Raw genomic sequence first — 19,692 nt, forward strand, 5'->3', positions numbered from 1 at the left:
ATTAATCTGAATTTTGTATTGATTTTTGAATCTCATCAAATGCTGTTTGCACTTCAGTAACAGCAGCACCATCTTCCAAAGTACTAACATCACCAATCTTTTCATTATTTCCAATTGCCTTTAATAGTCGTCTCATAATTTTTCCACTTCTTGTTTTTGGTAATTTTGATACAAAGTAGATTTGTTTAGGCGTTGCAATTGCACCAACATCATTTCTAATCTTTTCAAATAGTTCTTTTTCTAAAATTTTTGTGTCAGTGGCAACACCTTGTTTGAGAACAACAAATGCAATTATTACTTCACCTTTTACTTCATCAGGAATCCCACATACGGCAGACTCTGCAACATCATCATGAGACACAATACAGCTCTCAAGTTCTGCAGTTCCAATTCTATGACCTGCTACTTTGAGAACATCATCAGCTCGTCCAAGCAACCACAGATATCCATCAGAATCTTTTAGTGCATAATCACCAGGATAGTAACAGTTTTTGTATTTTGACCAATACACCTTTTTGTATTTTTCATCATCACCCCACAATGTCAAAAGCATCCCAGGCCAGGGGTTTTTGATGACTAGATATCCCTTAGTGTTAGGTGCAACGTCTTCTCCATTTTCATCTACAACTGTAATATTCATACCTGGAATTGGACGAGTTCCAGAACCAGGTTTCAGAGGGATTGTCTCCAGGCCAGGCAAAGGGGAAATTAGCATTCCTCCAGTTTCAGTTTGCCACCAAGTATCAATAATTGGACATTTTTCTTTGCCAATAGTCTTGAAATACCATTTCCATACTTCTGGATTAATTGGTTCGCCAACAGTTCCAAGTAGCCTCAATGAAGAAAGGTCAAATGAATTTGGAATATCATCTCCAAATTTCATAAACATTCGAAGTGCAGTAGGAGTTGTGTAAAAAATAGTTGCGTTGTATTTCTGTAAAATATCCCACATTCTAGATGCATCTGGAAAATCTGGTGCACCTTCATACATAATTTCAGTTGCACCATGTAGCAGTGGAGCATATACAACATAGCTATGGCCTGTCACCCATCCAATGTCAGCAGTACAAAAAAATACATCAGAGTCCTTAATGTCAAATGCCCATTTGAAAGTAGAATAAAGATGAGTTAGGTAACCACCAGTACCATGTAAAACCCCTTTTGGCTTACCAGTAGTTCCCGAAGTGTACAAAATGTAAAGTGGATGTGTGCTTTGTAATTTTTCAGGAGGACATACATCGGATGCATCTTTCAGCAATTCATCCCAAAGTTTGTCTTTGTCTGTTATTGAAATTTCATTTTTTGTTCTTTGCACAACAATTACATTTTCAACAAAATCAAATCCCTGTATTGCCTCATCAACTACCTCTTTTAGTGGCACAATCTTTCCACGTCGATACCCACCATCTGCAGTTACAATGACTTTAGATTTTGAATCATCGACTCTATCTCGAATAGAAGTTGCACTAAATCCTGAAAAGATAACAGTGTGAATAGCACCAATTCTAGCACAAGCCAGCATCGCAATTGGCAATTCAGGAATCATTGGGAGATACAAAGTTACACGATCTCCTTTTTGAACACCTAAAGATTTGAGTGTATTTGAAAATTTTTGAACTTGGGCAAACATTTCCCCATATGTAAGAATTCTAGAATCACCATTTTCACCCTCCCACAATATTGCGGGTTTTTTAGATTTTGAGTTTTGATGGACATCCAACGCATTGTATGAGGCATTAATTGTGCCTCCAACAAACCATTTTGCAAAAGGTGGATGCCAATCCAATGTTTTGGACCAAGGCGAAAACCAACTCAAGTTACGTGCCTGCTTATCCCAAAAGGAGACATAATCAGAGTCAGCATTTAGCCTAGTTTCAGCATCATTATTTCCAAGTCCAATGTTATAGGTCTCAGACATCAAAGAGTGTATGTACTAAGATCTTTCTAAATGTTAAAAAAATAATTAAAAAAATTATTGTGCTTCCATTCTAGCAAGCCAATCATTATCGTTGTTATCTTTTGGAGTTTCTGCTGTCACCTGTTGGGGTGGTTCTGGAAATGCAAATGTTACTTCAGATTCTGTTGGAGGTTCTGGCATAGGGGCTGCCTCAGCTTCAATTGGTTCTGAAGGTGTTTGAACGGGTTCTGTTGGTGCTTCCGGAAGACTTGTTTGAACAACTTGTTGTGGTTCATTTGTCTCCAGATATGAAACGGCGGATTCTTGGATGTCTGGTGTTGGAGGGGCTGTTATTTCTTGCACTTCCAATCCTAAATCTGCAATTCTACTCTTAACATTTGCAATTTCTGCTGTTTCGTGAGTTACATGCTCAATTACCTCAGTTGTGCATGATTTCACAGTTTCAAATGTTTCTTCAGAGATTTCATTGCTCTTGAATTGTACTTTTGCATCAAACAATAACATTTTTGCAGACTTCATTTGTTCATCTAGCTCTGTCAATCTTGCCTCAAGTTTGGCTTTGATTTCACTTTCTGTCTCATCTAATGATACAAGTTTTGACTTGTATTTTTCATGAATGATTTCTGCATCTTCTTTCATGTCATCATTTTCTGAAACAATATCAATCAAGGCCTTTAGACGACGTAGAGTTAGTTGTTTTTCACGAATGAGTCTTTGAGAGTCGAGTCTCCATTTTGGAATGTATATAACAACATCACCTTGAACTACCAGTTGCTCATATTGGATTTGCTGTAATCCTTGAGAACCGCAGTCAATGCCGACGGATTGAATACTACCATCGATGTCAGTTATAGTTCCTGCGACTTTACCCATGAATGTTCCGTACATGTCTTTGACGTTTTTACCGATTATCTCGATATCATCTTGGGTCATGTGAGTAACTTTAGAGATACGTATAACCGACAAAGTGTAAGGAATCTTTTTAGTTTTAGTAAGATTAATTTCACTAACTCAAAAACACGAATTTTATAGTAATTTTAAAATTTAGAGGCCAAATAGTAGGCTCATGATTCAAAGAGAAGAACTAGAGCAGATTTTGAGTTTTGTATCAAATAGATGGACTGAAGTCAGTAGAGAAAAAGAAAGCAAAATCATGGAAAATCTGCCAAGTGACTTTTGGATGAATTCTGTAGGAGGAAAAACTGCCAATGGCGGATTTTGGGTAACAACTTTGATGTATACCGAAAATGAAGCTGATGCAGCTGCATTTAAAGAAGTTCTACTCAGATGGCAAGCTAAGGGTCAAGACAAGGACAAAGACAAAGGACCCGATCTAATTCAAATTGGAAAAAAGAAATAGACTATTAATAATTGAAAATCCTGACAGGAATATTGTCAGAATTTTCATCTAATGAAAAAAAGATTCTATCAGAACATTTTTCAAATACGGATGGAAATGTGTTTGCCATAATTACTCCACAACAAGTTGATCGTGGAGCACTGATGTCAAGATACAGTAGAACCGACAAAAGTATGAGACGAATATTTCTTGATGAGTTTTTGAAAAATAAAAACAGAGGGGAGGAATTTTACAACAGAGTTCTTTTAGAATATGGGGACGACTCTGTTGCAGAACTTGGTGAAGCACAAATTGCAATTGAAGGGTTATCAAACATTGCAGTAAAAAAAATTGAAGATAGAAGAATTGGATTATCATATTTAGAAAAATCATCAAGATATGTTGCATGGAATAAAAAAGAAAATGGAAAATACAGATTTTATCGAGACCCAAAAATTATGAAATCGAGATTTGCAGATAGGTATGAAGAAACATGTAACTTTTCATTTGATGTTTATTCAAAAAATATTGAACCCATGATAAATTATGTGAGAGAAAAATATCCAATTGAAAAATATAGTTTTAAAGATTCTAAGGATGGAAAAGAAAAATCATTTTCTAAATTAAAAAATGAAAATGATATAAAATCAGCAAACATGATTTACAAAGGTTCAACAAAAGCCAAAGCACTAGATATTTTGAGAGGATTACTGCCAGCATCAACTTTGACTAATGTAGGAATTACAGGCAATGGAAGAGCGTTTGAATATTTATTAACAATTTTAGGCTCATCAAATCTCAAAGAAGAGCAAGATTTAGCCTCAAAAATCAAGAAAGAACTAGACAAAATCATCAAATCATTTGTTCGAAGAGCAGATGACAAACATGGAAAAGCGTTTCAGAAATACCTTCGAGATGTAAAAAATAAATCAAAAACAATTTCTGCCAAAGAGATCAAGTCCAAACCAAAAAAAGGTAATAGAACAAAATTAGTAGATTATGAATCAGAGAAAACTGCAATTGATAAAATAATTACCAGTATAATGTATGAACAATCCCCGAGTACATCGTACCAAGACATTTTGCAGCAAGTAAAAAAAATGTCAATTAAAAACAAAACAAAAATTATTGAAGAATTTGCAAAACTTAGAACAAATAGAAGACATAGACCATCACGTGCATTTGAAAATGTATACTATACATTTGATTTGTATAATAATTTTGGAATGTTTAGAGATTTTCACAGACACAGAGCACTAACATTAGAAAGACAGTTACTTACAACAGATCATGGGTATAATATCCCCAGTGAAATTAAGATTCTAGGTATTGAAAAAGACTTTAAAGATTGTATGAATAAAACTAAAGAAACATTTGATAAAATCAGAAAAAAGTATCCAGAACAAGGACAATATGTAGTAAACTTTGCATACAACTATCCCTATTTTATGAAATTTAATCTAAGAGAAGCTTGTCACTTAATTGAACTAAGAACTGTGCCACAAGGACATGTAGATTATAGAAGAGTTGCACAACAAATGTTTACACAAATCAACAAAGTTCATCCGAACTTGAGTAAAATTATGAAGTTTGTAGATATGAAAGAGTATGACTTAGAGAGATTTGAGTCAGAAAAAAGAACAGAAGAAAAAAGAAAGAAGTTGAAATAGAAAAAATTCAAATATTTTAAAAAGGAAAACATATCATGACAGAAAAGATCACAAAAACTACAGAAGAATGGAAAGAACAGTTAACTCCAGAACAATATGAAATTTGCATAAATCATGGTACAGAACCCCCATTTTCAGGAAAATATAACAATTCAAAACTAGAAGGAAAGTTCAAGTGCACTTGCTGTGGAGAAGAGTTGTTCTCATCAGATACAAAGTTTGATTCAGGTTCAGGATGGCCAAGTTTTTGGAAGCCAATTTCAGAAGACAAGATTGAGTATATTTCAGATACATCATATGGAATGGTAAGAACTGAAGTTAATTGTAACAAGTGTGGAGCACACTTAGGACATGTTTTTGATGATGGACCCAAGCCTACAAATCAGAGATACTGTATCAACTCTATTTCATTGAAACATGAAAAAGATGATGAAGAGCAGTAATTTCAAAAATTATTAATAAAACACATTTAATGATAAGAAAATCAAATGAAAAAGAAAATGAGCAACAATCATGGAAAAAGGAATGACGTAATTTGAGGATAATATTATGTGGATTTGGTGTTGTTGGCCAAAGTTTAGTGAAATTATTTGAGTCTAGATCAGAGGACTTGTATGCAAAATACGGACTCAAACCTAGAGTGGTAGGGGTTTTTGATAGTAAGGGAAGTGCTGTCAATTCTTCAGGATTGGAATTAAACAAACTCATTGAGGTAAAGAAGAAATTTGGAACTGTAAAAAATTATGGAGGTACAAAAAATTCAATGTCAGGCATTGATATGCTCAAAAATGTTGAGGCAGATGTTCTGATTGAAACTACTGCTAGTAATTACAAAGATGCAGAGCCAGGAATGACACACATTACAACTGCAATGAAAAAAGGGATGCATGTAATCTCAGTAAACAAAGGACCACTTGCGCTTGCATTTCCATCTCTAATGGAGCTTGCAACATACAACAGGGTTATGTTCAAATTTAGTGGAACAGTAGGCGGCGGAACACCAATTCTAGATTATGCAAAAAACAGTCTAAGTGGTGAAAGAATCACGTCATTTGCAGGCATCCTCAATGGCACTACAAACTACATCCTAACAAACATGGCAACTGGAACATCTTATGAAGATGCACTCAAAGATGCGCAAGACAAAGGATATGTCGAAGCTGACGAGGCATTGGATTTAGATGGTCTTGATGCTGCTGCTAAATTAGTAATTCTGGCTAATTGGATTATGGGAATGAAAGTTACAATGCCAGACATTAATTGTACAGGAATTCGCAAGGTAACAACAGAGGACATCAAAAAAGCTGCCAAAAATAACTGTGCAGTAAAATTAATCGCATCATGCAATAAAGAACTAATTGTTGCACCAAAAGAGATTCCAAATGATGATCCACTTTGTGTAAATGGAACACTAAATGCAATTGCATTTACATCAGAGCATTCAGGGACACAGACAATAATTGGAAGAGGGGCAGGAGGAATGGAGACTGCTAGTTCCATACTAAGAGATTTGCTAGACATAAGACAAGAGATTGCTAGAACTTGAAGTCAAATTTAATTTCAAAGAGTGAAACATCTGCACTCTTGAAAACAGTTTCAGAACAATGGGGGATTGAATTTCCTAAAATTAAAAATCTCAAAGTACATCAAATTCTAGACAATGCACAAATTATTACAGGTAATGGGATTAAAATTCTAAAAATCAATGACGAGTATCTCCCATTTTTATCAGAAACTAAGATGTTGGAGAGATTTCCAAATGTAACAGTGGACATGGGGGCAGTCAAATTCATGTGTAAAGGTGCAAATCTGATGAGACCAGGAATTAAATCATTTACAGAATTTGAAAAAGATAAACTAGTTTGCATTGTTGAGGAATCTCAACACAAGGTTTTGGCAGTAGGAAAATCAGTGGTGTCAAGTTCAGAACTAGAAAAAATGGATAAAGGTGAAGTTCTAAAAAATCTTCATTATATTTCAGATAAATTCTGGGAAACAGGAAAAACAATTTACGATTAAAAAATTTATTTTATTTCTTCTGTAAATTCTTCAGTACCATCTTTAGTAATGACAAGAACATCCAAGCCATCACCACTAGCAGAATCTCGTAAAGATGCAGCACGTACTGCACGTTTTGCCAAATCAATTGCTTCATCCTTAGTCATGTTTGGCTTAAATTGTGGATCAAGTACGCCTAATGCCATTTCAGCTCCAGTTCCAACTGCAGCATATTCATCAGGAAGAACAGAACCCAAAGGATCAAGAGTATACATAATTGGTTTATCAACAACTCCGCCAACAATTACCTGAGTCAATAACGGAAAGTATCTTCTCTCATACATCATATTTGACATCATTTTAGCGACAGTGTTTGGAGGAACATCACGTTTAAGTTCCATTTTTCTAATTTTTGCAAGAGCAGCAATTTGCAATGATAAGATTTGCATATCTGCGACAAGACCAGCACATGTTGCTCCAACTTTAGGAGTTATAGGAAATGTCTTCTTGGTTGTTTTGCTAACAAGAAAGTTTCCAAAAGCGATCCTTTTTTCACTGGCAAAAACTACACCACCATCAAATGTAATTCCAACAGCAGTTGCTCCTGGCATATACATGGACATATTTCAAATAATTTTGCAGCATAATAAAGGGCTTTCTACATTCCACACAGAAATAATAGGAAAAATAGTTATACTGAAAAAAGCTGTTAGAGTGCATGGCTACTAGTGAGATTAGCAAAAGAAGCGTAGTAGACATTTCGTTTATGGGATTACGATCATCAATTGGAGTAATCTTTATTGTTGCAGGCATGTCCAAACTAAGCAATCCAGGATTTGGAGGATTTTTGAGCAGTCTTGGCATGCCAGCAGAGATGCAAGTTCCAATTGCATTAGCAGAATTGATTCCAGGAATTTTGTTAATCATAGGTGTTTTGAGTAGATTATCTGCATCATTATTATCAATAATTATGCTAGGAGCTATTTTCCTTGTAAAGGAAGCTCAAAGTCTAACAGGAGATGGAGGATATCGTATTGATTTGATCTTGCTAGCAGCATGTCTGGTAATTATTGCAGGAGGTCCAGGTAGAGTATCATTATCTCACATTGTGAAAAAATTACCTAGATGTCTTCACTAGTCTTTACCAAAATTTTCCATAATTATACACATACACTTTGTTGTCTTCTTTAGCAGATCAATTCTTGCAAACTCATTTGGGGAATGAATTCTAGCAAACATGTATGTGCTTCCAATTGCAATGCATGGTGCCTTTAGAACATCAACAAATGAGTACATAGGACCAGTACCAGCATTTGAGACATTGAGAATTGATTTTCCAAAAGACTTGTCTGCAGCCATCTTTACCTGATTTACAAAGGGTTCAGAAGAATCAGTCCTTGCAGCTGCCTCCCCATGAAAAACTTTGATTTTAACATCACCAAATCCTTTGGATTTTAGATGTTTTTTTAATCGCATAATCTGCTTTTTTGGTTCCATTTTTGGAATTAATCTAAAATCAATTTTGACTAATGCCTCGCCAGGAAGAACAGTTTTTGCACCATCCCCAGTATAGCCAGAAACAAATCCGGCGATGTTACATGTTGCATCTCCAACTAGAGCTTTTTTTGCATCCAATCCTTTCTTAGCACCAACAAATGATTTGATGCCAAACTCTTTTTTGAAAACATTTTCATCAAAGGGCTCTTTTTTTATAATTTCTAAATCATTTTTTGAAAGTGGAGACACTTCCTTGTACCAATCTTTAATGAGAATTTTTCCATCAGAGTCTCTAAGGGTTTTTACAGCATCAATTAATCGCCATGCAGGATTTTTTATTAACACTGCCAAGCTGGAGTGGGCATCTCGAATTGATTCTTTTACAGATAATTCAACAAACAGCAATCCCTTCATTCCAAGTCCAATAATGGGTCTGTTTTTTGCATCAACATATCCAAATTCCCAGATAACACCATCGCATGAAAATTTCTTTTTGTATTTTTTCAAATATTCTTCAATATGAGCACTGCCAGTCTCTTCTTCTCCTTCAATTACAAATTTTATGTTACAAGGGACATCACCTGTTGTTTTTAGACAAGCTTCAACTGCTTTGATTCTAGTAATCAATTCACCCTTGTCATCAGTAGCTCCGCGTCCAAAGATTTTGTTTCCTTTACGAGTTCCACTAAATGGAGGAGCATCCCACAGTTCAAATGGTTCTGCAGGTTGGACATCATAATGATTGTAAAACATGAGTGTTTTCTTTGGATTTTGTTTTGATTTTATTTCTCCATAAACAATAGGTGCAACACCTTTTTTTAGTCGTAGAATTTCAGATTTTATTCCAGATTTTTTTAATAATTTTTGCACCAATTTTGCACATTCTTCAATTCCTTCATTTTTTGCAGAAACACTTGGTTGTCTAATCAGGGTTTGAAGATCTGAAATTAAATTTTCCATGTTAGTATCAACATGTTTTAGAGGGTTCATTGTATCACACTATTTTATCAAAGGGTTTCATAACTAATGGAATCTCGGATAAGAGATCCATAGAAGTCATATGCAATCCTAATTTCTTTTGCACTACCTTTCCTGCCAATCCATTGATGAAGGTCGCAGCTGCTGCAGATTCCAAGGGCTTTCTGTTTTTAGATAACAATCCTGCAACCAATCCAGACAACACATCGCCAGTTCCACCAACAGTCATTGCAGGAATTTTTTTCTCATAAAGATAAGTTGTAGTTCCATTAGAAATTACATCAGTTGAGCCTTTTAGTAATACTGTAATTCCAAATTTCTTTGCATTTTTTTCTACTAGTTTAACTCGTTCGTTTTTTGAGGAAGGTGGAGATTGTCCAAATAATCTCTTAAATTCACCAGCATGAGGAGTAACTACCACATTTTTGTTTGCTAAAAGTGGCAAGACATCAGGAATCAATGCACTAGCATCAAGAGACAATCTAACATCCCGATCAAGAAGGGATTTTACAAGGTGTAAAAGAGAGTTTTTCTCCTGAATTGCCAATCCCATTCCAATTGTAGCAGAATCAAGATTACGTGGCAATGCACCCAATAGTTTGTTTACCGCACCACGAGTCAATTTTTGATCAACTAAGGGAATTACAATCAGGTTTGGAGATACTGATCTAGTTGATGCAACGTTAATTTTTGGAACAGAGGTGTAAACCAAATCAGTACCAGACCTCAATGCCGCAATTGAAGATAAAATTGGGGCGCCATGGTAAATGTAACTTCCTCCAACAACTAGAACAATCCCATTTTCTCCTTTACGTGATTTTGATTTTCTAGCAGGGATGAATTTTTTTACAATTGTAGAAGTTAGAGTTTTTTGCGCCAATATGATATCTCTAAAGAATAGATGAATAAATCTTGTTTTGAAGATTATGATGATTTTTTACGTGTCTTTTTAGCAGTTTTCTTGGCAGGTTTAGTAGTGGTTTTAGTTTTAGTAGGCTCTTTTGATTCTCTTCCAAAAAACGCCTTTCTTGCATAACAGAGGTATGTAGTGTGGCCTATGCCTTGAAATGAATGTCTTGTCTTTCCTTCTCGAGCTTCTATTGTACGTAAAACATGTTCTGTTGATTCGATATCAGTAAACTCATTTTCAACTAGAGCCATAGTTAATTTTTCTAATTGATTCATAGTAGGGCAAATAGCAAAAATTGAGCCACTGCCCTTTAACATTTTTCTTACTTGTGGAATAACTATCCAAGGATCACCAAGATCAATCAATGCAACATCCATATCTGCCAGAGGCATTTTCTTGACAGTCTTCAAATCCAAGTTATGCTGGGTGACATATTTCGAAACACCTGCCTTTTTGATGTTTTTTTCTGCAATTTTCATAAAGTTTTCATCAACATCAAATGTGTAAACATGACCACGGGGTTTTACAATACTTGCAACACATGAAGTCAAAGAGCCACTGCCAGTTCCAATTTCTAGAATCTTTTGACCGCTTTCAATTCCTGCTCTTGCAATGATATAACCAATGTCTTTTGGATAAACAATCTGAGTGCCATGTTGGATTTTCATTACATAGTCATACATCGTAGGTTTTAGCAGATAGACATACTTGTCCTTGTTTGTGACAAGTCTAGAACCATACTCCTTACCTATGGCATCAGAGTGTTTGATGACTCCAATATGAGTATGAAGGGATTCTTTTTTAGATATTTTTACAAGCCATTTTTTTGAATGATTAAAGTAGAATAGCACTGGTGAATTTTGTTTAATTTTATCCATAGAGTTTGCTAAGAAATTTTAGATAAGAATCTACTGGTTTTTCATCTTTTAACTGATATCCACTACTGTTAAAAATAGCCAAGATTAGATTGAAATCATGACACGAAAGAAAAAAGATTTGAAACAACGCCAGAACCTTCAGTGTCATTGGCATTGCCCGTGCGACGATTGCAGAGCTGATGAAACTCAGCAATATGCTTAAGTTGATAATTAGCGCAAAAAATTCATGGATCTTAACGAGTTACACCAAAGAGAGATAGATTCGCTTAGAGATGAAAATATCGAATTAAGAAAAAAGATAGAAGAACTAGAGGCCAAAGTCAAAGAATTAGAGAGCAAAAAATGAATTTCAACTGCGTATTCCCAGATTGCAATTACAAGCAAAACGATATTACAGAAGATGAATTTCTAAAACACTTGAAAGAAAACCACCATGAGGAGATTATTAGAATTTCAAAAAAGGAAAACATACCAATCAAGATGGCAGAGATGATTACAATATCAAACTCCAAAGTATTCATTAATTCATAGATTAGAATTTTCAACAAGTTAGCATTAGGTGATAATCAAGATCAATCTTAAATATCAATTTGGCGTATAATTAGTGACGAGAAAACCGTTATTCTGCGTCGTAGAATAAAGGTATGGAAAGCATTTCATGTTAGGTTTGCGTCCTAGGAAAAACATGCTTTCCGTGTGTCTCGTTGTTTTCTAAAAATCCATTTTAATACAAATAGTATTTTAATGCCAAAATAAAGAACAATTTGAAATGACTGAATTAAAAGTTCAAGGTTCTGGAGGATACGTAATAGCAGATTTAACAGAAGAACAAGCAAAAAAAGCAGATTTAGGGGTTGGAAAATTATTTTTGGCTCCAATCGGAAAGATTGAAACTGAAAAAATGCTTAAGCATTATTGCAATAATTGTGAAACAGAATTTGATAGTCCACCAAAAATTCAGTTAGAAGAAAGTCCTAATGAAGAAGTTGCAGATAATTTGATCCTAATTGAAAGAGGTCAATACGTCTGTGAAAAATGCAGTTCTGTTATCGGCGAATACAGAGAATTCAAAAAGAAAGACGAATCAAGCGATGTTGGAAATGCAAAACCTACTGGATGATAGGCATATAATTAATCCGTATTCAATAAATACAGCAAATTTTGATTAAATGCATGGCAAATCAAAAATGCGTTTCTTGCGGCATAGGATTTTTCTCACCAACAGGTTCAGACAAATGTTCTAGATGTGCAGGAAAAGAAACAGAGGGTCATGGAGGACATGATTCCTGTGGTTGTGGACACAGCCATTAGTCTCTTTTTTCTATAACATGCATATATTGCACAAATGATGAGTGGTTTTATGGTAAAAACTTCAGAAGAAATGAAAAATCTTGTTGAAGAGTTTATCAAAGTAACTAAGATTAATTATGAAGACCAAACAGAAAAAGTTAGAGAGAAAAGTCAGTTAATTGAATGGCAATTCCGAGTCGGAACAAATGTTATTGTCAGTAAAAATGCAAACAGAACAGATAGAATTCATTTGAATGTAAACATGAGATTTCCAGCAGAAGATGCAAAATTATTGGTGATAAAAAATCCATCATTTTCAAAAGCAGTTATGGATATTAGTGAAATTTGTACAATGTGTAATGTTGGACATCAATGGGTTAAAGACAAAAACGACATTGTAGGTCTAGCAGTATTCTCACATGTAGATGAAGAGATTCTAGACAGAGTTTCATTTCATGATACGTGGGATAATGTGGCACGAGTCACAGCACATATACAAAAAATCTTACGTTCAAATTTTAGTGGTTTTTCAGGACAGCCAAACCCAGCAGATGAAACTACTGAAAAATCAATGTATGGATAATTTAGTTTGAGTTAATCATCGGTTTTGTGTTTTTTGTGAGTTTTTTCATGTGCCAATACTTTATCAAATGAGTCAGGGAATCCTTCCCAAGAAAATTTACAATCTCGACAGTTGTACTTCATTTGTTTTCCTCATTTTGGAATTGTTTCTGAAACATCAAATACCCAAATCCACATTTTGTTGGTTTTTTAGTCCTTTGAATCGATTTCTTATGGTAACTTCTGTAACGTTGGCAGCTTCTGCAAGGTTTCGTTGAGTCATGGCTTCCTTATTTTTAAGGCAAGAGATGTACAATGCAGTGGCTGCAAGCCCCATAGGGTCTTTTCCAGCAGATTCTTTGTTATCCTGAACATCTTGAAGAATTTTTACTGCATGTCTTTTGGTTTTTTCTGAGAGTTCCAGTTTACTTGCAATTCTTGAAATACATTGGATTGAGTTTACAACAGGCATCTTTAGTTCCAATTCATGATGGAGCAATCTGTAGCATCGTGCAATATCTTTTCGTTTTACATTTGCAGCAGTAGATATATCATTTAGAGTTCTGGGAGTTTCTGTATCGCGACATGCAGCATAAAGGGATGCTGCAATCATTGCAGAGATAGATCTGCCTCTAACTAGTTTCTTATCCAAAGCCTTTCGATACAGATAAGCAGCCTTTTCAAGAACATTTGCAGAAAGTGCAATCTTGTCTTTTAATCTAGATAATTCGTTAAGAGCTTGTCGAAGATTTCTATCAACAGGGGCATGAGATTGACTTCTACTATCCCAGGTTCTTAACCGCTCAATGGTGCTTTTCATTGATGTAGAAAGCGGTTTACCTGTTGCATCCTTATTTTGAGGATTAATTACGGTAGATAACCCCATATCATGCATCAAAAGAGAAGAAGGGGCACCGGCTCTTGCAGGATTTACATTTCCTTCGGTTGAAAAAGATCTCCATTCAGGACCAGATTCATTTGATTTTTCAGAAACAACATACCCACATTTTGAACAGAACTGTTCTCCAGTAACATCATCAGTTAGCAAAGAATTTTTTCCACAGCGCAAGCAGTTAGAATTTGTGGTTGAAACTACCATGTAAGGTGCTGTTATGCCGCCACCTTTTTGATTGTGTTTTTAATCAAGTGGAAATCTTTTTTAAAATTTTTAAATTCTGTAGTTTCAGCATCACCTATCATGGTATCTGAGGAAATGGTATTTTTAGTTGTTAATGCATCACGGAATTTCTCCAACATAGTTCCATCCATGTTAGCTTTGAAAAATAGAAATTCTAACTCTAATCTCTTTAGTCGATTCATTTCTGCTAATTCCTCTTCGATTCTTTTTGTCATAATTCTATTTCAGTTCATTTCATTTAAGAATGATTGTTTTTTAGGCAGTTACAACCACAGTCAAACATTCCTGCTTTTCCCATGCATTGATCATGATGTTCATTATAGCATTTATTGCAAATTAACAAAATATTTCGTTTATTTCCCTATCTCTTTTGCGCAGTTTGATGAGCATGTGGAATCATTAGTCAAACTTTCATATTCCAATCCACAATGAACACATGTTCTAAAAGACATGTTATCTTTACTTGTTCATACTATAAAAGACAGATAGATTTGTGAATAATTTTATCATCACATTTAGTCACTGAAAAATGATGTATTTTAGGTCAAAAGAAGAAAAATTAGTTGAAAAACAAAAAAAAGTTCAAGTTAATTCAAATAAAACAAAGAAATCCAGGTTAGGGATTGAAAATAACAGGCATTCAAAATTTTGACATTCAATACCAACGTTAATAGCATTAGAAAGGCGTAAAATGCGTTGGGAAAACGACAAGTAAAAAATGAAAGTGCTCTAAAAGAAATCAGACTTCCTGAAACAGATGAAGAGATGTTTGGCAGAGTCATCAAAATGTTAGGGGGAGAAAACCTTCTAGTCAAATGTCAAGATAAAATTGTAAGAAGAGGTCGAATTAGAGGCAAACTAAAGAGAAGAGTTTGGATAAGAGACAACGATGTAGTAATAATTGCACCTTGGACTTTTGGGAAAGAGGAAAAAGGGGACATTTTGTGGAGATACACATTATCTCAAGTTGAATGGTTAAAGCAAAACAAACACATCCCGTTGGATTTTTAGTTTACAGATTAATTTAGAATTAATAATGCACCACGAAAATGCTTTGAAACATCCTCAATAGTACTTGGAAAATGAATCTTTTCAAATCTGGTGAGTTTTTTCAATCCCATAATGATTAGATCTATATCATTTTTTTCAGTGAATTCAAGAATTGCTTGAGAAGGCATGTTGGTTTTAACCAGTTTAGATTTTAGTGAAACACCATGATCTTTTGCAAAAGATGCCAGTCTTGAGTGTTCTTTTAGGATCAACTCCTTTTCTTTTTCAGATTCTTTTTTGTTAGTTTTTGTCTTAAACAAGCCAAATGTAGATTTATCTTCCATACAAGTCAAAATGGTGATTGTGGAATTTTCCAATACTGCTAAAGATATTGCTTTTTTGAATGCCTTTTGACTGCCTGGGCACCCATTATAGGGAACCAAAATATTGTTAAAGGCTTTATCCATCTTTCCTCATAAAAGTCATAATTACAAATACCTTCTGTTTAAAACAATTAAGCAAAATAAAATAGTCAATATTTTCATCTAATATCGCCTCCTATGTCACCTACAATTTCTTCTAGTAGATCTTCTATTGTGATAATTCCTTGCAAATTCTCATTGTCATCTAAAACAACGGCCATATGGCTCTCATTTTTTTTAAGTTCCACAAGCAAAGCACTGATTTTTTCATCAGAATAAACAAAAAATGGTGTTCGCATAATTTTTCCAACTTTTATTTTGGCAAATTTATTTTCAGGAATTTTTGCAATATCCCAAATATGTAATATACCAATTATGTTCTCAAATGTTTTAGAATAGACCGGTATTCGAGAAAACCCTTTTGTAACAATTAATGAAAAAACCTCAGATAGTAGGATTTGATCATCTAATGAAAAAATATCATTTTTGGGAGTCATTACATCAATGATAGGTTTGTCATCAAATTCAAGGGCTTTTTTTACAAGTCGATGCTCTTCTTTTTCAATAGCTTTTTCTGACAAACCTAGATCAACAACTTCTTGAATGTCTTCTTCAGTAATGGGTTTTGGGTAAGATTGTCCTCCTATCAATTTCAAAAATGATTTCGTTAATTTGTCTAAAAACCAAACAAATGGGTACATGAGATATGTAAATGCTAGAAGAAAATTACTGAAACGTAAAGCCATTTTTTCAGATTGTATATGAGAATATGTTTTTGGAAATATCTCTCCAAACACCAAAATAATAAAAGTCATAATGCCTATTGCAATTCCAACACCCTGATTTCCCAGCATTTTAATTGCAACATCTGCTGCAAGGACAGATGACGCCACATTTACCAATGTATTTCCCAGATTAACGCTCGAAGTCATCATACTTGGGTTTGATTTTAATTTGTAAAGAGCTGATGAGCCACGTATTTTTTTACGATATAATCTCATAACCTTTGAACGTCGAATTCCAACTATGGCAATTTCTAATCCACTAAAAAGTGCGTATAACCCAATGAGAATGATTATGGCAGAGATCTCAATTAAAAGAAAATCCAATTAATACCAGTGGTTTTGTTATAAGTTAAAAGATTTTTAGAATATCATATTTGAGAATGAATTACAAATAAAATCATTAATTAAATTTTTTGAGTTAATTTGGTATTTTTGACATTAGAAAATATTTGAGTCATTATTTGTCATTTTTACTTCGGCTGATTTTCACTTCATCATGAAGGTCTTTGACCATAGATATCAATAATTCCACCTCATGTTTCTCAAGATTTTCAATCTCCCGAATTTTTTTGATAATTAGAGCTTTTGTAGATGATTCAACGGATTCATGTTTTTTTAATCTAGAACCAATAAGCATAGCACCAAATGCAGAGATAAAAGTACCAATTATGGCAATTCCAACAAACATTAGCCCTATTCCCAATAATCTTCCAGCTTCGGTGACTGGAACAACATCACCATATCCTACAGTAGTGACAGTAGCAGATGCCCACCAAAAAGCGTCAATTAGATTTGTGATTTGAGCGTCATCATGAGGAGACTCAATAAGGTAGATGGCAATACCGCTTCCCCCAACCACAAGAAATGAAACAATAAATAGGTAAATCAGTAATTTCAACGAGTATTTTATCAAGACATCTTACTAAAACTAAATTAAGATTTTCAACTCGGAGAATATGACTACTTTTTTTATTAGATAAAACATATCACATGGGATGGAGATAAGGTCTTTTACACATTCTATTCCTCAAATAAGATATCTCATAAAGAAGAAGCTTTGGGCGCAGGTACTTGTAGCGCTATTTGTAGGATTGTTAGTAGGCCTTGCATTAGGACCAGAGACAAATTGGGTTGAAAAAGAGACTGCTGAAACAATTACAGAATGGCTGTCAATTCCTGCCAATCTATTTCTAAAAATTATTCAGATGATTATAGTGCCTCTAATTTTTGCATCAATTATCAGAGGCTTGACATCATCAGGTAGTATCGAACAACTCCAAAAACTTGGATTTGGTGTTGCGATATATTTTGTAATTACTACTGCAATTGCGCTTACCATCGGAATCTTGATTGTTACAACAATACAGCCGGGCAATTTTATTGACAGTGACTTGATTAGAGAAAGTTTTGGGATTGAAGATTTAGAGATAGTTGAAAGTACGGATCTTTCGATTCAAGATATTCCTCAAAGCATAATTGGTTTGATTCCAAGCAATCCACTTTCTTCGTTTATGTCGGGGGAAATGCTGAGCATAATCATTTTTGCATTAATTGTGGGTGTTGCAATGATTACGTTACCTCCAAAAAGCTCAAAGTCTATTCTGGATTTGCTAGAATCCATACAGGATTTCACAATGAAAGTTGTATCTTGGGCAATGCGTCTTGCACCATTTGCAGCATTTGGCCTTATGGCAGGAATTGTTTCAAAGGTTGGGCTTTCTGCATTAACAGGACTTGGGGCATACATGGCAACAGTAATTGCAGGATTATTTGTAATGATGATAGTCTACATCATCATCATCAAGTTTTTTGCAAAAAGACCACTTTCATCTACATTGACAGCAATACGAGATCCACAGCTTTTGGCATTTTCAACATCTAGCTCTGCTGCAGTAATGCCAGTATCTATCAAAACAGCAGAAGAAAAATTAAAGATCAAACCTAAAGTTTCTCAATTTGTTATTCCCTTAGGAGCAACAATTAACATGGATGGTACTGCCATGTATCAAATAATTGCAGTATTTTTCTTGGCCCAGCTCTTTGATGTGAATCTAAGCTTTACAACCATAATCCTAATTGCATTAACTGCTCTTGCCGCATCAATTGGTGCACCATCAGCTCCTGGAACTGGAATCGTAATATTATCAACAATATTAATTGCTGCAGGAGTTCCAGCTGTAGGAGTCATTTTACTTTTAGGAGTTGACAGGTTATTAGATATGACTAGAACGATGATAAATGTGACTGGAGATCTCACTGCCTGTATGTTCTTTGATAAGAGACTCAAGATAGATGATAATAAGAATCAAAATCATGAGGTAATTAAAAAATGAAATCTATGATTTGTGATGCATTATCTTAAAAGTTTGATTTTTTGATATATTCAGATGTAAAAATCTACAATTATTTTATAACTTTGACACAGTATAAGTTACCAAATGGAAATAATTGTGATAAGGGCAAAAGACTACAAGGATTTGCCTGATCTAGAATTGTGTGTTGAGGGATTAAAAAAAGATGGAATTCTAAAAGCCCTTGGTGAAAAAAATAACATCACAGTTGAAGAGTTATTAAAAAAACCATTTTTAGAAAAAAAGGCTATAATTTTTGAAGATACAGAGTATACTGATTTTAAATCAGGAGATATTCTTATTTATCAAAATGGGAATTTTAAAATCTTTACAGGAATTAGTAGAGATGAATAAAGAATAGTAATTGTTTTCAACAATGATAATTTCAGATGGGTTTAATTGTAGATTTTAGGGATTAAAATCATGGAACTAAAAGGAATGTACATGCTAAACATACCAGAGTACACTGAAGAAAAAGTTCAAGAATCACTCAAATTATTATATACAGATAGACAAAATGAATTTAGCGTAATTGCTGAAGTGTTTCTAGGAAAAGAAAAATTATCGCAAAATCCCAAGTGGAAGGAATTTGTGTTGAATTTTTGTCTAGATGTGGAAGACTCTTTTAAAACGTGGTCTGGTCAAAAACCACCATCTGCGACATCCCCACAAAAGGCTTTGACTATTCTAAGACAGATTGGTAAGGATATGAAATCAATGAATCAATTAACGCACATACTAAATATTTCATATAACATCTCAAAAGAATTTAAAGAGATTTACAGACGCCTGAAATAATACATTGAATTCATCTTAGCCCTGCTTAATTAATAATCAAGTCTATAATGATTGATAGGTTTCAATTTGAATTAAATTCTTGATTCAGCATATAGAGTCACATAATTGATCTATATTGTTATCAACAAATTCCTAAAACGAATAATGGTTTTGAAATTATTATTGAGTT

At 34.2% G+C, this 19,692-nt stretch carries 25 protein-coding genes; 14 read left to right on the forward strand and 11 right to left on the reverse strand.

Annotated elements, in window-relative coordinates:
• Position 1: 1 nt before the first annotated feature.
• Both acs and NPIRD3C_RS07410 read right to left on the reverse strand, forming a co-directional pair.
• A complete protein-coding gene (acs, locus tag NPIRD3C_RS07405) occupies positions 2-1,918 on the reverse strand; it encodes an acetate--CoA ligase (RefSeq protein ID WP_148703540.1) in 1,917 nt (638 codons plus the stop codon).
• A gap of 54 nt (positions 1,919-1,972) precedes the next feature.
• The gene (locus NPIRD3C_RS07410; RefSeq protein WP_148703541.1) at positions 1,973-2,851 is read right to left on the reverse strand and encodes a CdvA-like protein; all 879 of its coding nucleotides are present in this window, start codon (positions 2,849-2,851) and stop codon (positions 1,973-1,975) included.
• A gap of 133 nt (positions 2,852-2,984) precedes the next feature.
• Between NPIRD3C_RS07410 and NPIRD3C_RS07415 the strand changes: the two genes are divergently transcribed.
• The 5 genes from NPIRD3C_RS07415 (at position 2,985) to NPIRD3C_RS07435 (ending at position 6,946) form a co-directional block, all read left to right on the forward strand.
• The gene (locus NPIRD3C_RS07415) at positions 2,985-3,278 is read left to right on the forward strand and encodes a hypothetical protein (protein ID WP_148703542.1); all 294 of its coding nucleotides are present in this window, start codon (positions 2,985-2,987) and stop codon (positions 3,276-3,278) included.
• A gap of 32 nt (positions 3,279-3,310) precedes the next feature.
• On the forward strand, positions 3,311-4,927 hold the full coding sequence (locus tag NPIRD3C_RS07420; RefSeq protein ID WP_148703543.1) for an FAD-dependent thymidylate synthase: 1,617 nt from the start codon (positions 3,311-3,313) through the stop codon (positions 4,925-4,927).
• Positions 4,928-4,962: 35 nt separating this feature from the next.
• Positions 4,963-5,370: a peptide-methionine (R)-S-oxide reductase MsrB gene (gene msrB, locus NPIRD3C_RS07425; protein WP_148703544.1), complete on the forward strand. Its 408-nt coding sequence runs from the start codon at positions 4,963-4,965 to the stop codon at positions 5,368-5,370.
• A gap of 92 nt (positions 5,371-5,462) precedes the next feature.
• The gene (locus NPIRD3C_RS07430; protein ID WP_148703545.1) at positions 5,463-6,473 is read left to right on the forward strand and encodes a homoserine dehydrogenase; all 1,011 of its coding nucleotides are present in this window, start codon (positions 5,463-5,465) and stop codon (positions 6,471-6,473) included.
• The gene (locus NPIRD3C_RS07435; protein ID WP_148703546.1) at positions 6,470-6,946 is read left to right on the forward strand and encodes a PUA domain-containing protein; all 477 of its coding nucleotides are present in this window, start codon (positions 6,470-6,472) and stop codon (positions 6,944-6,946) included. Before NPIRD3C_RS07430 ends, NPIRD3C_RS07435 begins: the two co-directional genes overlap by 4 nt.
• A 5-nt stretch (positions 6,947-6,951) precedes the next feature.
• On the opposite strand, the gene NPIRD3C_RS07440 is transcribed toward NPIRD3C_RS07435, so the two are convergent.
• Entirely contained in the window at positions 6,952-7,548 is a 597-nt protein-coding gene (locus NPIRD3C_RS07440; protein WP_237087638.1) for an Ntn hydrolase family protein, read from the reverse strand.
• 95 nt (positions 7,549-7,643) lie between these two features.
• Between NPIRD3C_RS07440 and NPIRD3C_RS07445 the strand changes: the two genes are divergently transcribed.
• Entirely contained in the window at positions 7,644-8,063 is a 420-nt protein-coding gene (locus NPIRD3C_RS07445; RefSeq protein ID WP_148703547.1) for a DoxX family protein, read from the forward strand.
• Here NPIRD3C_RS07445 and NPIRD3C_RS07450 read toward each other — a convergent pair.
• From NPIRD3C_RS07450 to NPIRD3C_RS07460, 3 genes are read right to left on the reverse strand one after another with little or no spacing between them, the layout of a single operon-like run.
• Positions 8,060-9,412: a M20/M25/M40 family metallo-hydrolase gene (locus NPIRD3C_RS07450; RefSeq protein ID WP_148703548.1), complete on the reverse strand. Its 1,353-nt coding sequence runs from the start codon at positions 9,410-9,412 to the stop codon at positions 8,060-8,062. The two genes, NPIRD3C_RS07445 and NPIRD3C_RS07450, sit on opposite strands and share 4 nt — an antisense overlap.
• 4 nt (positions 9,413-9,416) lie before the next feature.
• The gene (locus tag NPIRD3C_RS07455; RefSeq protein ID WP_148703549.1) at positions 9,417-10,280 is read right to left on the reverse strand and encodes an NAD(P)H-hydrate dehydratase; all 864 of its coding nucleotides are present in this window, start codon (positions 10,278-10,280) and stop codon (positions 9,417-9,419) included.
• Positions 10,281-10,324: 44 nt separating this feature from the next.
• Positions 10,325-11,188, reverse strand: a complete 864-nt coding sequence (locus NPIRD3C_RS07460) for a tRNA (adenine-N1)-methyltransferase (RefSeq protein ID WP_148703550.1) — start codon at positions 11,186-11,188, stop codon at positions 10,325-10,327.
• 342 nt (positions 11,189-11,530) lie between these two features.
• Between NPIRD3C_RS07460 and NPIRD3C_RS07465 the strand changes: the two genes are divergently transcribed.
• The 4 genes from NPIRD3C_RS07465 (at position 11,531) to NPIRD3C_RS07475 (ending at position 13,061) form a co-directional block, all read left to right on the forward strand.
• Positions 11,531-11,719, forward strand: coding sequence for a hypothetical protein (locus NPIRD3C_RS07465; protein ID WP_148703551.1), 189 nt, complete (start codon positions 11,531-11,533; stop codon positions 11,717-11,719).
• A 238-nt stretch (positions 11,720-11,957) separates the two neighbouring features.
• Positions 11,958-12,308, forward strand: coding sequence for a hypothetical protein (locus tag NPIRD3C_RS07470; RefSeq protein ID WP_148703552.1), 351 nt, complete (start codon positions 11,958-11,960; stop codon positions 12,306-12,308).
• Positions 12,309-12,361: 53 nt separating this feature from the next.
• Complete coding sequence (locus tag NPIRD3C_RS10680) at positions 12,362-12,499, forward strand: hypothetical protein (protein ID WP_182126749.1); 138 nt, start codon at positions 12,362-12,364, stop codon at positions 12,497-12,499.
• 49 nt (positions 12,500-12,548) lie between these two features.
• Positions 12,549-13,061: a hypothetical protein gene (locus NPIRD3C_RS07475; RefSeq protein ID WP_148703553.1), complete on the forward strand. Its 513-nt coding sequence runs from the start codon at positions 12,549-12,551 to the stop codon at positions 13,059-13,061.
• Positions 13,062-13,217: 156 nt separating this feature from the next.
• On the opposite strand, the gene NPIRD3C_RS07480 is transcribed toward NPIRD3C_RS07475, so the two are convergent.
• Both NPIRD3C_RS07480 and NPIRD3C_RS07485 read right to left on the reverse strand, forming a co-directional pair.
• Positions 13,218-14,138, reverse strand: a complete 921-nt coding sequence (locus tag NPIRD3C_RS07480; RefSeq protein ID WP_148703554.1) for a transcription initiation factor IIB — start codon at positions 14,136-14,138, stop codon at positions 13,218-13,220.
• Between the two features lie 11 nt (positions 14,139-14,149).
• Positions 14,150-14,392 carry a hypothetical protein gene (locus NPIRD3C_RS07485; RefSeq protein ID WP_148703555.1) on the reverse strand — a complete coding sequence of 81 codons (243 nt, stop codon included), beginning with the start codon at positions 14,390-14,392 and terminating at the stop codon, positions 14,150-14,152.
• Between the two features lie 481 nt (positions 14,393-14,873).
• Here NPIRD3C_RS07485 and NPIRD3C_RS07490 point away from each other — a divergent pair, with 481 nt between their 5' ends.
• The gene (locus tag NPIRD3C_RS07490) at positions 14,874-15,188 is read left to right on the forward strand and encodes a translation initiation factor eIF-1A (RefSeq protein WP_148703556.1); all 315 of its coding nucleotides are present in this window, start codon (positions 14,874-14,876) and stop codon (positions 15,186-15,188) included.
• A gap of 8 nt (positions 15,189-15,196) precedes the next feature.
• On the opposite strand, the gene NPIRD3C_RS07495 is transcribed toward NPIRD3C_RS07490, so the two are convergent.
• From NPIRD3C_RS07495 to NPIRD3C_RS07505, 3 genes are all read right to left on the reverse strand, one after another.
• Positions 15,197-15,634, reverse strand: coding sequence for a universal stress protein (locus NPIRD3C_RS07495; RefSeq protein WP_148703557.1), 438 nt, complete (start codon positions 15,632-15,634; stop codon positions 15,197-15,199).
• A 74-nt stretch (positions 15,635-15,708) separates the two neighbouring features.
• Positions 15,709-16,698: a hemolysin family protein gene (locus NPIRD3C_RS07500; protein WP_148703558.1), complete on the reverse strand. Its 990-nt coding sequence runs from the start codon at positions 16,696-16,698 to the stop codon at positions 15,709-15,711.
• 133 nt (positions 16,699-16,831) lie between these two features.
• Positions 16,832-17,272 (reverse strand): potassium channel family protein, encoded by a 441-nt coding sequence (locus tag NPIRD3C_RS07505; protein ID WP_160272896.1) that lies wholly within the window; start codon positions 17,270-17,272, stop codon positions 16,832-16,834.
• A 97-nt stretch (positions 17,273-17,369) separates the two neighbouring features.
• Here NPIRD3C_RS07505 and NPIRD3C_RS07510 point away from each other — a divergent pair, with 97 nt between their 5' ends.
• The 3 genes from NPIRD3C_RS07510 to NPIRD3C_RS07520 all read left to right on the forward strand — a co-directional run bounded on the left by NPIRD3C_RS07510 (position 17,370) and on the right by NPIRD3C_RS07520 (position 19,523).
• On the forward strand, positions 17,370-18,707 hold the full coding sequence (locus tag NPIRD3C_RS07510) for a dicarboxylate/amino acid:cation symporter (protein WP_148703560.1): 1,338 nt from the start codon (positions 17,370-17,372) through the stop codon (positions 18,705-18,707).
• Positions 18,708-18,812: 105 nt separating this feature from the next.
• Complete coding sequence (locus NPIRD3C_RS07515; protein ID WP_148703561.1) at positions 18,813-19,079, forward strand: hypothetical protein; 267 nt, start codon at positions 18,813-18,815, stop codon at positions 19,077-19,079.
• 69 nt (positions 19,080-19,148) lie between these two features.
• Positions 19,149-19,523 (forward strand): hypothetical protein, encoded by a 375-nt coding sequence (locus tag NPIRD3C_RS07520; RefSeq protein ID WP_148703562.1) that lies wholly within the window; start codon positions 19,149-19,151, stop codon positions 19,521-19,523.
• Positions 19,524-19,692 lie beyond the last annotated feature (169 nt).

Origin of the sequence: Nitrosopumilus piranensis (assembly GCF_000875775.1) — an archaeon.
Classification (GTDB): Archaea; Thermoproteota; Nitrososphaeria; order Nitrososphaerales; family Nitrosopumilaceae; genus Nitrosopumilus; species Nitrosopumilus piranensis.

Bases quoted from the DNA above. Each gene is read 5' to 3' on its own strand.
- acs (WP_148703540.1), bottom strand. From the start codon at position 1,918: ATGTCTGAGACCTATAACATTGGACTTGGAAATAATGATGCTGAAACT.
- NPIRD3C_RS07410 (WP_148703541.1), bottom strand. From the start codon at position 2,851: ATGACCCAAGATGATATCGAGATAATCGGTAAAAACGTCAAAGACATG.
- NPIRD3C_RS07415 (WP_148703542.1), top strand. From the start codon at position 2,985: ATGATTCAAAGAGAAGAACTAGAGCAGATTTTGAGTTTTGTATCAAAT.
- msrB (WP_148703544.1), top strand. From the start codon at position 4,963: ATGACAGAAAAGATCACAAAAACTACAGAAGAATGGAAAGAACAGTTA.
- NPIRD3C_RS07440 (WP_237087638.1), bottom strand. From the start codon at position 7,548: ATGTCCATGTATATGCCAGGAGCAACTGCTGTTGGAATTACATTTGAT.
- NPIRD3C_RS07445 (WP_148703547.1), top strand. From the start codon at position 7,644: ATGGCTACTAGTGAGATTAGCAAAAGAAGCGTAGTAGACATTTCGTTT.
- NPIRD3C_RS07450 (WP_148703548.1), bottom strand. From the start codon at position 9,412: ATGAACCCTCTAAAACATGTTGATACTAACATGGAAAATTTAATTTCA.
- NPIRD3C_RS07460 (WP_148703550.1), bottom strand. From the start codon at position 11,188: ATGGATAAAATTAAACAAAATTCACCAGTGCTATTCTACTTTAATCAT.
- NPIRD3C_RS07465 (WP_148703551.1), top strand. From the start codon at position 11,531: ATGAATTTCAACTGCGTATTCCCAGATTGCAATTACAAGCAAAACGAT.
- NPIRD3C_RS07470 (WP_148703552.1), top strand. From the start codon at position 11,958: ATGACTGAATTAAAAGTTCAAGGTTCTGGAGGATACGTAATAGCAGAT.
- NPIRD3C_RS10680 (WP_182126749.1), top strand. From the start codon at position 12,362: ATGGCAAATCAAAAATGCGTTTCTTGCGGCATAGGATTTTTCTCACCA.
- NPIRD3C_RS07475 (WP_148703553.1), top strand. From the start codon at position 12,549: ATGGTAAAAACTTCAGAAGAAATGAAAAATCTTGTTGAAGAGTTTATC.
- NPIRD3C_RS07480 (WP_148703554.1), bottom strand. From the start codon at position 14,138: ATGGTAGTTTCAACCACAAATTCTAACTGCTTGCGCTGTGGAAAAAAT.
- NPIRD3C_RS07485 (WP_148703555.1), bottom strand. From the start codon at position 14,392: ATGACAAAAAGAATCGAAGAGGAATTAGCAGAAATGAATCGACTAAAG.
- NPIRD3C_RS07495 (WP_148703557.1), bottom strand. From the start codon at position 15,634: ATGGATAAAGCCTTTAACAATATTTTGGTTCCCTATAATGGGTGCCCA.
- NPIRD3C_RS07510 (WP_148703560.1), top strand. From the start codon at position 17,370: ATGGAGATAAGGTCTTTTACACATTCTATTCCTCAAATAAGATATCTC.
- NPIRD3C_RS07515 (WP_148703561.1), top strand. From the start codon at position 18,813: ATGGAAATAATTGTGATAAGGGCAAAAGACTACAAGGATTTGCCTGAT.
- NPIRD3C_RS07520 (WP_148703562.1), top strand. From the start codon at position 19,149: ATGGAACTAAAAGGAATGTACATGCTAAACATACCAGAGTACACTGAA.